Raw genomic sequence first — 14,730 nt, forward strand, 5'->3', positions numbered from 1 at the left:
CATGCTTAAAATCTGGGGCCGTACCAACTCGACCAACGTCAAGAAGGCGCTTTGGGCCGCCGAGGAAGTCGGTGTTCCTTACGAAAACATCCCTGCGGGAGGCGCCTATGGCATCGTATCCGATCCGTATTATAGGGCGATGAACCCGAACGGACTGGTGCCGACGCTGGAAGACAAGGATCTGGTGCTGTGGGAAAGTAACACGATTGTTCGCTATCTCGTCGCGCAGTATGGACAGTCGACGCTCTATGTCGACGATGCAGCAACCCGGGCGAAATCGGAACGATGGATGGACTGGGCGACCTCCACCCTCGCCGGTCCGTTCCGCGACTTGTTCTGGAATCAGGTGCGTATGTCAGCAGAAGAACGCGACAATGCAGCTATGGAAAAAGGGCTTCGGGCGTGCAGCAAACTATTCGCTATTGTTGATACCACGCTTGCCTCGCAGCCCTATCTGTCGGGCTCAAAGTTCGGCATCGGCGATATCCCCGTTGGCTGCTTTGCCTATGCCTGGTTCGAAATGGCGATTGAGCGCCCGGATCATCCCCATCTTGAATCCTGGTATGAACGCTTGAAGTCACGTCCCGCCTACCAGAAGACAGTAATGACCGCCCTCACCTAGGTCCTGCCCCTAATCATTCTTTTGGCTTCAGACGCCACACGCCCAGCAGACCGTCCTGATAGCTTTGCTCATCGGTGGGAATGGTGATGGCCTCAGTGTCAGCCCACTTTTGAGCGAAATCACGATAGTTCGATGAAAATACATTTCCCGACTGGCCAGTCGTCTGGATATAGGTCGAGCGATTGAGATCGGCGAGGTCGAACAGCCCACGATAGCTGGTGCCATGCGCCACGCGAAACGGATTGCTTTCATCCATAAACGACGACTTGCCACGATTGAGCGTATAGGCACCGCCCGATACAGGTACGGTGACATTGAAGAGTTGGTCGAGGGGGCTAACCTGTGAAAACGGCCGGTGTGCTCCATAAGCGTAGTGCAATGTGCCCCAAGTCCATTTGGAACGGTCTGAACCAAGACGCGCATCAATATCCTTGACCGCATCGGTGAGCGACAGCGCCAGAATATCGGCGCAACTCTCTTTCTCCGGAGTGCGCCCGTCATCGCACCAATCGCGCGCCGGGTTCGGCGCAAGCCAGCGCAACATGGCGTCGACATGGCCCTGCCAGTAGGATGGAAAGGCGTCGCCAAGATCGTCTTCAAGAATGCGCTTCGTCGCCATCCTCAACCAGGCACTGAACAGCAGCGGTTCGATGCGCTCGCGGTCCTCTACAAAATCCCACGCCTGCAACTGTTTGGTAACATCGACGTCGACATCACTCCGCCCATCGACCAGTCTCAGCATGACCGGAGCCAAAGCGGCGTAAGCACTGTCCAAGGCGTCACCCTGGACCTTGCTGTTGCTTTCCAGCGTCTGCTGGTTCGCACCATAGATCAGTGTATTTATGCGCTCGAAGCGCCAGGGTTCGTCCCAGTCGAAGGTGAGGAAATGCGGATAGCTCGCATCGACGATCTTCGTATTCGCAGTCGCAAGAACATTGTCTGCGGGATTGTAAACGCGTGGCAATTGCTCATAGGGAATAAAGCTTTTCCAGTCGTAGGTGGCGTCCCAACCCGGGGATGGTGCTCGCCCCATGATTTGATTGGCGGGATCACGCACAGGCACCCTGCCGGGAGCAATCAGTCCGATATTTCCATCGGCATCTGCAATCACGATTGACTGCATCGGCGTTACGAAGTCGCGCATCCCGTTCTGAAAATCAGCGACATTTGCGAAATCCCAAAGCTTCAATCCGGCCGAGATGGTCTTGTCATCGCCAGCCAAAGCAGTCCAGGCCAAGGATGCAACCGTGCCATCTGGCAGATAATGATCAAGCCCACGATAATCCGCAGGCAAGACCGGACCATGACGTGTGGTCCTGCGGTCAAAGGTTACGGTGTCGCTGCCTTTGACCTTGATGGATACGGCGTTTCTCTCGAACGGCGAGAAACCCTGAGGTGTTTGGTATTCATCGGGATTGGCGGGATTGATCCTCTCAACAAAAATGTCCTGAACATCGGATCCGGTATTTGTGAAGCCCCACGCCACCTTGTCATTACGTCCGAGCAATACCAACGGCGCTCCCGGCAGCGTGACACCGACGAGGTTTTTCGACGATCCATCGCTATTCTTGACCTGCAGGTGCGCAAGATACCAGAGAGAGGGTGCAGTTAGCCCTAAATGCGGATCATTGGCGAGGATCGGCTTGCCGGTCTCGGTTCGGGCGCCACCTACGACCCAATTGTTCGAAGCGCCGGTGGACATGATGTCGTTCAACGTCGCAAACTGGCTTTCGGCCTCCGCTGAGCTCGCCTTGAGAGTGCCGCTGGGTAAGCCGAGAACTTGCCGCAGGTCCGGCAAAGACGGTGGCGTATCACCCGGCACGGGCGGCAGCAAATCGATGATCTCTGCATCGCTCATGCCAAGACGGGCAAACTTCAATCTCAACACTTCGTCATCTATGTTGGCGGCCAGTGTCACCGACATCAATTTCAGCGTGACGATCACGTCAGCGGGAGTCCATTTTTCCGGTGTGTGGCCTAGTATGACAAATTCCGGCGAATATTTGGAACCAAATGTCGGCCCCGCTTCGGCAATAAACGCGTTGATTCCAAGCACATAGGCGTCAATCTTCTTCCGGGCCGCCTCGTCCAGTGATGCGGCGGAGCTTTGGGCCGATTCATAGAGGCCAATCGAGCGGATAAAGCGGTCGGTCAATACAGTCTTGTCGCCGAATAACTCGGACAAACGTCCTTGTCCCGCCATGCGATTCACTTCCATTTGCCAAAGGCGTTCCTGCGCATGGACAAAGCCAAGAGCGGCCAGAACATCTTCAACCGAGTTACCGCTAATATGCGGGACCGCATTCTTGTCGCGCGTGACAGTGACCGGCGCGGACAAACCCGCAAGCACCATCTCCCCGGTTGCGGGAGCTACCGAGCGTGCGAGCCAGACATAACCGAGGATGGCGCCGAGCAATGCGATGGGGATGAGAGAGAAAACAATCCATAATAGGCCTTTGATGATCCGCCGCATTGTCCTAACGTCCCCCGATGCTCATCACACGGCCTATCTGACAGAGGAAACTAGGGAATGGCAACAGTCGCTTTTATTGGTCTTGGCGTCATGGGATATCCGATGGCGGGTCATTTGAAATCGCGCGGCGGCCATGATGTTACGGTCTTCAATCGCAGTGGCGAAAAGGCGAAGAAATGGGCCCAGCAATTTGGTGGCGCCTATGCGGCAACGCCAGGGGAAGCGGCAAAGGACAAAGATTTCGTCTTTTCATGTGTTGGCAATGATGATGATCTGCGCGCGGTGACGATCGGTGAAAACGGCGCATTCCAGTCGATGAAGAAAGGCGCCATTTTCGTCGACAACACCACAGCATCTGCCGAAGTTGCCCGGGAACTCGACGCGGAAGCCCGCGAGCGTGGCATTCACTTTCTCGATGCTCCCGTATCCGGTGGTCAGGCGGGCGCGGAAAATGGTGCGCTCACCGTTATGGTCGGCGGCGAGCAAGACGTATTCGACAAGGCAAAACCTGTCATCGAATCCTTCGCCAAGATGGTTGGTCTGATGGGACCGGCCGGTGCCGGACAATTGACAAAAATGATCAATCAGATTTGCATTGCAGGGTTGGTCCAGGGCCTCGCCGAAGGCATTCACTTCGGCAAACAAGCGGGTCTCGATATCGAGAAAGTCATCGAGGTGATTTCCAAGGGCGCTGCCGGGTCGTGGCAGATGGAAAACCGCCACAAGACGATGAATGCCGGAAAGTACGATTTCGGCTTTGCCGTAGACTGGATGCGCAAGGATCTCGGTATCTGCCTCGCGGAAGCCAACCGCAACAATGCCAAGTTGCCGGTAACTGCGTTAGTGGATCAGTTCTACAAGGATGTTCAGATCATGGGCGGCAATCGCTGGGATACGTCATCTCTGCTGGCGCGACTGGAGAAAAAGTAATCCAGTCCGACGAGCCTCAATTCGACTCTTTCTCGATGCTCATGTAGTCGAGTGGCAATTCGGTGGTGTATTTGATCTGTTCCATGGCGAACGCAGACGATACATCCCGAATGTCGATCTTGCTGATCAGGCGCTTGTAGACTGCATCATAGGCAGCGATATCCGGCACAACGACGCGCAGAAGATAGTCGACATCGCCGCTCATGCGATAGAATTCAACCACTTCCGGGAACTCCTGAACAACTTCGGAGAAGCGCTTCAGCCATTCATTGCTGTGAGATCCGGTACGGATCGAGACGAAGACTGTGACTCGCGTGTTGACACGGACAGGGTCCAGGATGGCGACACGGCGCTGAATCACACCATCTTCTTCCAGCTTCTGGATGCGGCGCCAGCAAGGCGTTGTCGAAAGTCCGACTTTCTTGGCAACATCCGCTACAGCAAGCGTTGCATCCTCTTGCAGGAGACGAAGTATCTTTCGATCAAGTCTGTCCATGTTTGCTCACGATCCCATTGGAATGAGATACTTTATGGCTTGATAATCCGGCAGGGTACAAGAAAATTATTCTAAACTTTTCAAATTCGGCAAAAATTTCGTTCCACAGCTTATGAAGTTAGAATTCTGACCTTTTCCTGAAGCAAGGGGAGAACGTCGTGCGCGAACCATGGATTCTTTTTCAACCAAGAGCTGTTGCGCCATGAAGGATGCGGCAGCGGTAGAATTGACGGCCCCGATTCTGGCTCGAAGTAGTCGCGCCAGTTCAACACCGTTTCGGTCATGCTGGCGCGGCGGCGGCTTCCGAGATGATAGGCCTGCGCATATTGGCCGATCGTCAGGACAAGTTCGATTTGCGGCATGGAATGAAACACACGGTCATGCCATGTTTCGCGGCATTCGCGCCGAGGCGGAAGATCGCTGCCATGCGCGTCATATCCCGGAAAGCAGAATCCCATCGGGACAATGGCGAACTTGTCCGGATCGTAGAATGTTTCGCGATCAACGCCAAGCCAATCCCGTAGGCGGACGCCAGAGGGATCGTTGAACGGCAAACCAGTGTTGTGCACGCGAATGCCCGGCGCCTGCCCGCAAATGACAATGCGCGCTGTAGCAGAGAGCACGCAGACCGGATTGGGTTCATCTGGCAGAGGCATGCCATACCGTGGAGCGTCCCGGCATATCCGGCACGCCTTGATTTCCGACGACAAGGTATCGAGCATTGGCGGCAAGTCGCTCTAATCTCACGCTTTGGCGCTGGGGCGACTCGACACTGCATCGTGCCAGCGCCGGAGATTACCCAGTTCTTCAGGCATTTGTATCCTGGCGAGTTTTAAAAAGTCGATCGACACAAGCAGCGTGATATCGGCAATCGAAAAGTCATCGCCTGCCAAGAACTCATTCGCGGCGAGTTGATCGTCCATAATCTTCATCGTTGCTACGGCCTTCGGGCGGTTTGCTTCACCCCAAGCCGGAATCTGCGGAACCTCCCATTCGACCATAGCAGGATGCGTATGGCGAAATGCCGACATCACGACAATGAGGAGATGCAGGTCGGCGCGGCGGTTCCACATTTCCACCTGCGCCTTGCCAACGGCGCCCGTACCAAACAAAGGCGGGTCGGGATACAATTCCTCAAAGTAGCGCGAGATTGCTACCGATTCGCTGATAACCGTACCGTCGTCGAGCTCAAGTGCTGGCAGCCGCTGAAATGGATTGAGCGCTGTAAACTCAGGCGTCTTGTGTTCCATGGCGGTCATGTCAATTGGTACCAAGGGCACCTCGATGCCCTTTTCCGCCAAGAAAATACGAATGCGGCGCGGATTGGGCGCGCGCCCTCCATCGTATAGTTTCATCAGAGTCCTCCCACTAAACCACGGATCCATCCCACGAATTGGTCAATCAGGTCCGGTGCACGATTGGGTTGCGGTTGCAGCGCTTCCGGCACCTGCTCATGCTCCCTGCGCCAATCTTGCGGTGTCTCAAATTTTCCCGACCACAGACCTTTTTTGTCTCTTCGAGCTTGCAGTTCTACATCACGATAATCGCCATAAGCGATCGCCTGTCCAGCCTCAACCATGGCACGATTGAGATTTATCGGGCCAATAAAGCAAACAGCCAGGCTGCGATTGTATTTATCGTGACCATGTCCGTCGCAGCGAACTGGTTTGCCCTGGATCAGTTGAACCAACGTCTGCCTAGCAGCTTTTCCACAAGCATTGGCGCCGCAACTCTGATCGAGCTCGGGAGCATCGATACCCTGGAGACGAATATGGTTGCCTGAAATGGAAAGCGTGTCGCCGTCAATGACATAGGCCTTGCCCGCGAGCGATTGTGTCGGAGCTTTTGGTTGACTGAGTTTCGCCGCCAGCAGGGCGACCAGCACAAAGAAGATTACCATCAGGCTGTAGTCCACCACTTTGCGCCCGAAGGAGCGCGGCGCCGGCGGCGGGCGTCGCCATCTGCGACGATAGCTGCGGTACTCTCGGTTCATCGCCGTTTCATCGCAGCTGGAATGTTCATATAGGCCCTTGGAGCTAATCCGTTCGATAGCATTTGCTGCATTGATTTGATGGAGTGTTAATCATTTCTGAATAGGCTTGCGGTGCAATGCTGCCACAAGTGCAGAGCTATGGATATATCTGGAACGAGGCGCATGGCATCACTCGACGCGACCAGTGCAGACAAGAATGTTGTTGATCGCCGCAAATTGCCGCGCAACAAGGATCTGACTGTCGTCATGCGCGGAGCGCGTGACCGCCTGATGGAGCGCGCAGGCATCCATCATTTCGATCGCGAACTGCTCTTCATGCATACGCGTGCTTTGATCATCAACTCAGCGACTATTCCGCTTCTGATAGCCATGATTGTCGTCATAGGGGTGTTCGCCGGTTTCGACAGGACGATCGTTTTATGGGCCGGCTTTGCTATTGGACTCTATGCGATACTGGGGCTTCTTGCACGACACCTGGAGAAGACGGGCCTCGCCAACGAAGAAATCCGGAAATGGCAAATAATCTATCTGAGCGGTCATTTCATGACCAGTCTGGGATGGGCCTACTTCACCTTCCTCGATTGCACTGCCTGCGGCACCAATCTGTTTCCCGTGATCAAGGCCGTGGTCATTATTCTGGTTATGGCGATTACCGCCATTATCTCGTCGGCACTTCGTGCAGCCATTCTTGCTGCATTCGCCCTGCCAGTCCTGACCTACACGCTACTGGCTTGGACGCATTTCGACAATCCAGTGCAGGCAACGATGGTGATCATGCTCGTTGCAGGGCTCGCCTTTTTCTATCTGGTTGCAACCCGGCTCAACCAATCGGTTGCAATCACTTTGGCATTGCAAGCAGAGAAAGATGCCTTGATCGCCGAACTCGAAACGGCAAACGCCATGTCCGACGAAGGCAGACGGCGTGCAGAGGAAGCCAATCTCGCGAAATCGCGCTTTCTGGCTTCGATGAGCCACGAACTACGCACGCCCCTCAACGCAATCCTCGGCTTCTCGGAGGTCATGGCCAAGGAAGTGCTGGGGCCGATCCAGAACGGGACATACCGGGAATATGCCAGCGATATTCATGCTTCCGGCGAACATCTGCTCAACCTCATCAATGAAATACTCGATCTGAGCCGGATCGAGGCAGGGCGATACTCCATCAACGATGAGCCGCTGCTGCTGACCGACATTGCCAGCGAATGCATTCACATGATGAATTTGAAGGCCCGTAACAAGGATATTGCCCTTATACCACAGTTCGAGACGGGGATGCTGCGCCTCACGGCCGATGAGCGCTCTATTCGCCAAATATTGCTGAATCTCATGGCCAATGCGGTCAAGTTCACGCCACCAAACGGCAAGATCTATGTCAAAGTGGGCTGGACCGCAGGAGGTGGCCAGTACATTTCGGTCCGCGACACTGGACCCGGAATTCCGCCGGAAGAAATACCCATCGTTCTTTCAGCTTTCGGCCAAGGTTCGATTGCAATCAAAAATGCCGAACAGGGAACTGGTCTCGGTCTTCCCATCGTTCAGGCGTTGGTCCACATCCACGATGGCGAGTTTCATCTGTTCTCCAAATTGCGCGAAGGGACGGAAGCGCTCGCTACGTTCCCGCGCAGCCGCGTGCTTCAGGGCACTCAAGCAAAGCAAAGCAAGCCTTTCCATAAAAAAGCTGCCTAGAATACTCAAGTTCAATTTATTGTTATTTGCTCGTTGCTGATCGGCCCTGCATTGCTCATGGCAGCGCAACAATGAACGGAACATTTCTCAATGAATTCAACCGGCAATAACCGTCCTTTGATCATCCCCGCTCTTGGTGGCATCTATGCCGCTCTCGGTGATATCTCCGAAACGATCCTGCGGGTGGTGGCTGGTGCTGCACTCGTCGTGCACGGGTCGGGCAAGATCGTCAATCCGATGGGCTCGGTGGAAATGGTCGAAGGCCTCGGCTTCTATCCAGGCGTGTTCTGGTCGCCGCTTCTCGCCGCCACCGAGTTCTTTGGGGGCATTTTACTTACCATTGGCCTGCTCACGCGCCCTGCAGCGTTCGCGACCGCGATCGTGCTTGCAGTCACCATATACTTCCACGGTTTTGTGCAGGGGCAGGGCTGGAGCGGTTCAGAAAAATCTATCCTGTGGACGGCAATCCTCTTTTTCTTCGTCATTCGCGGTGCAAGCAACCACTCCGTCGATGCCAGGATCGGCAAGGAGTTTTGAACTCCTACCATTTGAAAAGGGGCCTGCTTTTTGCAGGCCCCTTTTCTTATTCAATCGCGATTGCTGACGCCGGCCTGATCGAATGTTGCCATACCGCTATGGCAGAGCACTGCTGCCTTGACGATGCCCGCTGCAAGTGCGGCGCCGGTACCCTCGCCGAGCCGCATTCCAAGGTCGAGCAATGGCTTTTTTCCAAGTTTCTCTAAAACCTTGCGATGGCCTGGCTCCGCTGAGACGTGGCCAAACAGGCAGTGGTCAATCGCTTCCGGATTCGCAGCATGCAAGATCGCCGCGGCGGCAGTGGCCACATAGCCATCGATGATAACCGGAATTCTTTCAACACGCGTAGCAAGAATGGCACCGGCCATCGCAGCAATTTCACGCCCGCCGAGGCGTCGCAACACTTCGAGCGGATCTTTCAAATGCGAAGCGTGGAGTGCGACTGCTGTACGTACAGCATCGGCCTTGCGCCTCATTCCCTCGCTGTTGGCACCGGTGCCTGGACCGACCCATTCCTCCGCAGTACCGCCATAGAGGCCGTGGAATATCGCCGCGGCAATCGTCGTATTGCCAATCCCCATCTCGCCGATGCAAAGAAGGTCGGTACCACCAGCGATCGATTCCATACCGAACGCCATTGTCGCTGCGCAGGTCTTTTCGTCCATGGCCGCTTCTTCGGTGATATCCGCGGTAGGATATTCAAGCGCAAGATCGAAGATTTTCAGACCAAGGTCATTGGCGATGCAGATCTGGTTGATCGCAGCTCCGCCGGCAGCAAAATTTTCGACCATCTGCGCCGTGACAGAGGAGGGATAGGGCGAAACACCCTTGGCGGTAACGCCGTGATTGCCCGCAAAGACTGCGACAAGAGGCCGGGTGATCTGCGGACGCGAACGACCTGTCCATGCGGCAAGCCATTCGACAATCTCTTCCAAACGCCCAAGTGCACCCGGTGGCTTCGTCAACGTCGCATCGCGCTTGCGCACGGCAGCAACTGCAGCCTCGTCAGGTCCAGGCAATGTCTCGATGAGAGTACGAAAATCGTCAAACGGCAGGCCAGTGGTCATGATATACCTTGCGTCTTCATAGTAAAATAGCAACCACCGTCCTATAAGCGCTGGGAGAGAAAACGCAAAGGTCAACTCGCGGCGCAGAGTGTCGCGACCTCGGTGAGTCAGGGGCTGCGGCATGGATTTGGTCAATGATACGATGCGGGCGCTGGCCTTTCTCTCACGGCTGCCCGTCCCGCAACGCTGGTTCGAAGGCTATGACGGCTCGCTCAGTAGTACTATACGCGGCTTCCCCCTGGCAGGTATACTTATCGCCCTGCCCGCTTCGCTCGTCCTGCTGATCGCGCATGCAGTTGATCTTCCCGAGATCGTTTCGGCGTTATTGATTGTCGTCGCATTGATCATCACCACCGGTGCATTGCATGAGGACGGGCTTGCTGATGTAGTTGACGGCTTCTACGGCGGGACGTCGATTGACCGGCGGCTGGAGATCATGAAGGATTCGGCGGCGGGTTCTTACGGTGTACTTGCATTGATTGTCTCTGTGTTCTTGCGGACAGCGTTGCTTACCACGATACTCGACGAGGTCGGTGTAATGCATGCGCTAGCTGTCGTCATAGGGACAGAAGCCGTCAGCCGCTCCGTCATGGCAAAGTTCTGGCAGAGCCTGCCGTCCGTACGGGCGGGCGGCGTCGCCGACCAAGCGGGGGCGCCGACTGCCGAAGCGGCCAACTTTGCCCTGATTCTCGGCGCTGTCGTTCTTGCGATCAGCTATGGCGCTGCTGGCGGACCACTGGCAATCGTCATCGCGGCATGTTTGACGGCGCTCGTTTTTGTCGGTTTTTCCGCACTTTGCCGCGAAAAGATCGGCGGACAGACGGGTGATACATTGGGGGCCATGCAGCAACTCGCGACAATTTCACTGCTGCTCGGTCTTGTCATTGCACTTTAGCCGTACCAAATCTTTGAAATGAGCATCATCGAGTCACCCTGCATCCTCGTCTGCGCCATCGACATGAAGACCGGTTTTTGCTTCGGTTGCGGGCGCACGCGCGAGGAAATAGGTGCATGGTCAATTATGTCGCCTGAGACTCGCCGCCGCGTCATGGCGGGCCTGCCGGAGCGGCTGGAAACAGTCGAGCGGCGCCCGCGTCGCGAAACGAGGCGCAGCCGTATGGCGCGCGAAAAGCAAGAAGGGTAGTCGAAGATGGGCCGCTTGTTCTGGATCATCATTGCCTTGATTGGCGCAACCTTGCTGCTATTGATGGCGAACAATGACAGTGCTTCGACCCTGGGCATCGCCAACGATGATTTTGCCCGTTTCGCTTACATGGGCATATGGGGCGTCGTCCTTGGTTCAGCCCTGCTTGGTTCCGGAATTCCACTCACCCATTTTTTGCGCAGTATGGCAATCTGGGTCGTCATTTTCCTCACGATCGTTGCCGGCTATCAATACCGCTACGAGTTGCAGGACGTTGGCCACCGGATAACGGCAGGACTGATCCCTGGAAGCCCTATTTCCAATCGCGATGGCGAAGGAACAATCACTGTGACGCTCGCCAAAGCAGATACTGGTCATTTCGAGGTTCGCGGCGACGTAAATGGTGCGACGGTACCATTCATCATCGATACCGGCGCCTCATCGATCGTGCTCTCGGCTGAAGATGCTCGCCGCGCTGGACTCAATCCGGATAAGCTCTCTTACAAAACGCCGATCATGACCGCCAATGGCATGGCGACTGCAGCCAGCGTCACATTGGACAGTATCAGGATAGGTGCCATCGAACGGCGTAACATTCGTGCGATGGTGACTGCAGATGGGCAAATGGCAGGCAGCCTGCTCGGCATGAATTTCCTCAATACACTCAGCGGCTTTTCCGTACGCGGCGACCGGCTTGTCCTCTCGAACTAGGAATTCAAGCTGCTTCCTCAGTCGACGCCGTCTCGATCGCCGCATATGCCAGGCGGATCACAGCACTGGTTGCACCTGTTTGATTAGCTTCGGTCGACAATATTTGGCGCCAGCGCCGTGCTCCGGCCGCGCCATGGAACAGACCTACCAGGTGCCGTGTAATGTGCGACAATCGACCACCGCGCGCGATATGGGCATCCGCATAATCGCACATGTGATCTATGATCGCGTCGATTGAAGGCGCCGCCCTTTCGCTGCCGTATATACTTTTATCGACATCGAACAACAACATCGGGTTGTTGTAAATCGCGCGGCCAAGCATGACACCGTCAACATGATTCAAATGGTCAAGCGCTTCATCGAGCGTCTGAATGCCGCCATTGATCCCTATGAATTGACTCGGATTTTGCTGTTTCAGACGATAGACGCGATCATAATCCAGCGGTGGAATATCGCGGTTTTCCTTAGGTGAAAGCCCCTGCAGCCACGCCTTGCGGGCATGTACCCACAACGCATCGGCACCAGCATGGAAAACACCGCTCGCGAGTTCATCAAGGGCCGTTTCCGTATCCTGATCGTCGACACCGATGCGGCACTTGACCGTCACGGGAATTGCGACCGCCTGCTTCATCGCCTCGACGCTTGACGCAACGATGTACGGTGTTTTCATCAAACAAGCGCCGAATGTGCCGGATTGAACGCGGTCAGATGGGCAGCCGACATTGAGATTGATTTCCTGATAGCCCATGGCTTCGCCGATACGTGCTGCTTCAGCCAGCTTGATAGGATCGGACCCACCGAGTTGCAGTGCAACGGGATGTTCCGCTTCGGCAAACCCAAGAATGCGCTCGCGATTGCCATGGATCGCAGCATCGGCAACGACCATCTCCGTATACAGCAAGGCATGGCGCGTGAATTGTCGGTGGAAGGTCCGGCAATGCCGGTCCGTCCAATCGATCATCGGCGCTACCGCAAAACGATTACGCTTGTAGTTTTCGCTTGTATCGACTCGGTTAACCACTATGGAAACGTCCGCTCGTCTGTTTGGCGCATATAGTGTGCCAGCCACCGCTCACCAACACCTGATCGTCCTCATAAAACGCAAAGCGGCGATTGTCCAATCTGCCAGCTACCTTGAACCTTCGGTGAGACCACACTGTTTTCGGATCTCCTTGTAAATTCGCAACAACGATTTCAGAACCCGCAGTTCGATAGTGGTTAGATTTTGCGCGTGTCAGCGAACGGGAATATGCATCGGTTGGGGACATGAGCTTGTGACTTATCTTTTTTACCGGAGATCGGAAATGAACATCAAAAGCTTCCTCCTCGGCTCGACTGCTGCCCTCATGGCGGCATCGAGCGCCCGCGCTGCAGATGCGGTGGTCGTGGCAGAACCAGAGCCTGTCGAATACGTGAGGGTATGTGACGCCTATGGCGCTGGCTTCTTCTACATCCCAGGAACTGAAACCTGCCTGAAGATCGGCGGTTATTTGCGTTACGACGCAGCCGCTGGTGACGATGTCTATACCGGTGGTCATGTAGGCGGCGAGAACGACACCTGGAGCAAGAGCACTCGTGCTGAGCTTCGATTTGACGCGCGCTCCGAAACCGAACTCGGCACATTGCGCTCCTACATTGACGGCCGCTTCCAATATACCGATGGCGAGGACGATGGTGCTACTCTTCATCAGGCCTACATTGAGCTCGGCGGCTTCCAGATCGGTGTCAATGACGCTATCTTCGGTTCATGGGTCGGCTACGCTGGTGATATCGTCAATGATGACGTGATTCAGTATGGCAGCGATAGTTTCTCCAGCAACGAGATCAGCTACACCTACAAGGCTGGCAACGGTTTCTCAGCTATCATTGCCGCTGAACAGGGCTCGGTAGAAGGGGACTACGATTACACTATCGACGACTACATGCCCCACGTTCTTGCAGGCGCGAAATTCGAACAGGGCTGGGGAACGATCTCCGGTATTATTGGCTACGACTCGGTGCAAGAGGCCATTGGCGTCAAGGCGCGTTTGGATGTGAAATTCACGGATACGATCTCAGCCTGGGTAATGGGCGCTTATCAATCCGATTATGACCCGGATTCATTCGTGACCAATACCAACAAGAACTGGTACGGCCTGTGGGAAGGCGACTGGGCAGCTTGGGGCGGGTTCGCCGCCCAGGTTTCTGACAAGGCGACGATCAACGGTCAGGCGGCTTATGAATCCGAAGGCACCTACGCTCTCGCTCTCAACGTGGCTTACGAACTTGTTCCTGGCTTCACGATCACACCTGAAATCAACTATACAAAATTTGACGGTGCCCGTAAGGATGAAGCCCTTCTTGAAGGCGGCAGCGATGACGCGTTCGGCGGTATCATCCGCTTCCAGCGCAATTTCTAAAAGTTGAATAGCTTGAAATCCGGAGGGGGTGCCTCCGGATTTGTCCCAAAATTGGGTTAAATCTGTTCCGAAATAGCAGCAAACGCTGCAGACTTCTTCAGGACTGCAACGAACTCGTTGCCAGCGTCTGAAACCGCTCCGGAGTTATCGATCATAATTGCATCCGCGGGATCGCATGGATTGGGAGCAGCCCGCGTCAGACGACGCTGGATTTCGGCCGCGTCTTCGCGTCCGCGTGAAGCTAACCTCTTTGCCAGAACCTCATGCGACGCGGTGATGTGCACCACGATGAAATTGGCGTAGGCTGTACGAAGTGCCGGCAACACGCCGCGCGAGACATTGGCGATCGCTACTGCCCCGCGCTCGATCTCGTCGTCAACAGATTTCGGCAATCCGTAATGCAGGCCGTGGGCCTCCCAGAAATGTGAAAATTCTCCTGCCCGCTTTGCCACCAGGAACTGCTCTTCGCTCAGAGTTTCATGATCTTCCGCATCTATCGACGACGGACGGGTCACGACACGGCGAACGAAATGGTAGCCCGGCTGTTCGTTAAGCTCAGCGCGAGCGAAATCAATGATCGTGTCTTTCCCTGCCCCGCTCGGCCCGACAACGGCAACGAAGACACCATTGCGCAGCGGTGCAGATGCGGGATTGAGCGCGCGCTCGATCATT

Annotated in this window: 16 protein-coding genes; 8 read left to right on the top strand and 8 right to left on the bottom strand. The window is 55.3% G+C overall.

What is annotated here, in order from left to right:
- Position 1: 1 nt before the first annotated feature.
- A complete protein-coding gene (locus tag FHS21_RS13955; protein WP_112528545.1) occupies positions 2 to 622 on the top strand; it encodes a glutathione S-transferase family protein in 621 nt (206 codons plus the stop codon).
- A 13-nt stretch (positions 623 to 635) separates the two neighbouring features.
- Here FHS21_RS13955 and FHS21_RS13960 read toward each other — a convergent pair whose 3' ends face one another.
- Positions 636 to 3,095 carry a penicillin acylase family protein gene (locus FHS21_RS13960; protein WP_112528547.1) on the bottom strand — a complete coding sequence of 820 codons (2,460 nt, stop codon included), beginning with the start codon at positions 3,093 to 3,095 and terminating at the stop codon, positions 636 to 638.
- A 57-nt stretch (positions 3,096 to 3,152) separates the two neighbouring features.
- On the opposite strand from FHS21_RS13960, the gene FHS21_RS13965 reads away from it, so the two are divergent.
- Positions 3,153 to 4,025, top strand: a complete 873-nt coding sequence (locus FHS21_RS13965; RefSeq protein ID WP_112528549.1) for an NAD(P)-dependent oxidoreductase — start codon at positions 3,153 to 3,155, stop codon at positions 4,023 to 4,025.
- Between the two features lie 16 nt (positions 4,026 to 4,041).
- Here the strand turns inward: FHS21_RS13965 and FHS21_RS13970 are convergent, their stop codons facing one another.
- From FHS21_RS13970 to FHS21_RS13985, 4 genes are all read right to left on the bottom strand, one after another.
- Positions 4,042 to 4,521 carry an Lrp/AsnC family transcriptional regulator gene (locus FHS21_RS13970; RefSeq protein ID WP_112528551.1) on the bottom strand — a complete coding sequence of 160 codons (480 nt, stop codon included), beginning with the start codon at positions 4,519 to 4,521 and terminating at the stop codon, positions 4,042 to 4,044.
- A 110-nt stretch (positions 4,522 to 4,631) separates the two neighbouring features.
- Positions 4,632 to 5,243 carry a uracil-DNA glycosylase family protein gene (locus FHS21_RS13975; protein WP_112528553.1) on the bottom strand — a complete coding sequence of 204 codons (612 nt, stop codon included), beginning with the start codon at positions 5,241 to 5,243 and terminating at the stop codon, positions 4,632 to 4,634.
- Positions 5,244 to 5,264: 21 nt separating this feature from the next.
- Positions 5,265 to 5,876: a glutathione S-transferase family protein gene (locus FHS21_RS13980; protein ID WP_112528555.1), complete on the bottom strand. Its 612-nt coding sequence runs from the start codon at positions 5,874 to 5,876 to the stop codon at positions 5,265 to 5,267.
- Positions 5,876 to 6,514 (bottom strand): thermonuclease family protein, encoded by a 639-nt coding sequence (locus FHS21_RS13985; protein ID WP_112528557.1) that lies wholly within the window; start codon positions 6,512 to 6,514, stop codon positions 5,876 to 5,878. Before FHS21_RS13985 ends, FHS21_RS13980 begins: the two co-directional genes overlap by 1 nt.
- Before the next feature lie 162 nt (positions 6,515 to 6,676).
- On the opposite strand from FHS21_RS13985, the gene FHS21_RS13990 reads away from it, so the two are divergent.
- Both FHS21_RS13990 and FHS21_RS13995 read left to right on the top strand, forming a co-directional pair.
- Positions 6,677 to 8,200 (top strand): sensor histidine kinase, encoded by a 1,524-nt coding sequence (locus tag FHS21_RS13990; protein ID WP_112528559.1) that lies wholly within the window; start codon positions 6,677 to 6,679, stop codon positions 8,198 to 8,200.
- Between the two features lie 90 nt (positions 8,201 to 8,290).
- Positions 8,291 to 8,737 carry a DoxX family protein gene (locus FHS21_RS13995; RefSeq protein ID WP_112528561.1) on the top strand — a complete coding sequence of 149 codons (447 nt, stop codon included), beginning with the start codon at positions 8,291 to 8,293 and terminating at the stop codon, positions 8,735 to 8,737.
- 50 nt (positions 8,738 to 8,787) lie between these two features.
- Here the strand turns inward: FHS21_RS13995 and cobT are convergent, their stop codons facing one another.
- Complete coding sequence (cobT, locus tag FHS21_RS14000) at positions 8,788 to 9,807, bottom strand: nicotinate-nucleotide--dimethylbenzimidazole phosphoribosyltransferase (RefSeq protein WP_112528829.1); 1,020 nt, start codon at positions 9,805 to 9,807, stop codon at positions 8,788 to 8,790.
- A 118-nt stretch (positions 9,808 to 9,925) separates the two neighbouring features.
- Here cobT and cobS point away from each other — a divergent pair, with 118 nt between their 5' ends.
- From cobS to FHS21_RS14015, 3 genes are read left to right on the top strand one after another with little or no spacing between them, the layout of a single operon-like run.
- Entirely contained in the window at positions 9,926 to 10,699 is a 774-nt protein-coding gene (cobS, locus tag FHS21_RS14005) for an adenosylcobinamide-GDP ribazoletransferase (RefSeq protein ID WP_112528563.1), read from the top strand.
- An 18-nt stretch (positions 10,700 to 10,717) separates the two neighbouring features.
- Positions 10,718 to 10,948 carry a DUF1289 domain-containing protein gene (locus FHS21_RS14010; RefSeq protein ID WP_112528565.1) on the top strand — a complete coding sequence of 77 codons (231 nt, stop codon included), beginning with the start codon at positions 10,718 to 10,720 and terminating at the stop codon, positions 10,946 to 10,948.
- Positions 10,949 to 10,954: 6 nt separating this feature from the next.
- Positions 10,955 to 11,659, top strand: a complete 705-nt coding sequence (locus FHS21_RS14015; protein WP_112528567.1) for a TIGR02281 family clan AA aspartic protease — start codon at positions 10,955 to 10,957, stop codon at positions 11,657 to 11,659.
- A gap of 4 nt (positions 11,660 to 11,663) precedes the next feature.
- Here FHS21_RS14015 and dusA read toward each other — a convergent pair whose 3' ends face one another.
- Positions 11,664 to 12,680, bottom strand: a complete 1,017-nt coding sequence (gene dusA / locus FHS21_RS14020) for a tRNA dihydrouridine(20/20a) synthase DusA (protein ID WP_312879878.1) — start codon at positions 12,678 to 12,680, stop codon at positions 11,664 to 11,666.
- A gap of 283 nt (positions 12,681 to 12,963) precedes the next feature.
- Here dusA and FHS21_RS14025 point away from each other — a divergent pair, with 283 nt between their 5' ends.
- Complete coding sequence (locus FHS21_RS14025; protein ID WP_183662347.1) at positions 12,964 to 14,058, top strand: porin; 1,095 nt, start codon at positions 12,964 to 12,966, stop codon at positions 14,056 to 14,058.
- Between the two features lie 56 nt (positions 14,059 to 14,114).
- Here FHS21_RS14025 and phnN read toward each other — a convergent pair whose 3' ends face one another.
- A complete protein-coding gene (gene phnN / locus FHS21_RS14030) occupies positions 14,115 to 14,729 on the bottom strand; it encodes a phosphonate metabolism protein/1,5-bisphosphokinase (PRPP-forming) PhnN (RefSeq protein ID WP_246411025.1) in 615 nt (204 codons plus the stop codon).
- Position 14,730 lies beyond the last annotated feature (1 nt).

The organism is Phyllobacterium trifolii (assembly GCF_014192095.1).
Taxonomy (GTDB): Bacteria; Pseudomonadota; Alphaproteobacteria; order Rhizobiales; family Rhizobiaceae; genus Phyllobacterium; species Phyllobacterium trifolii.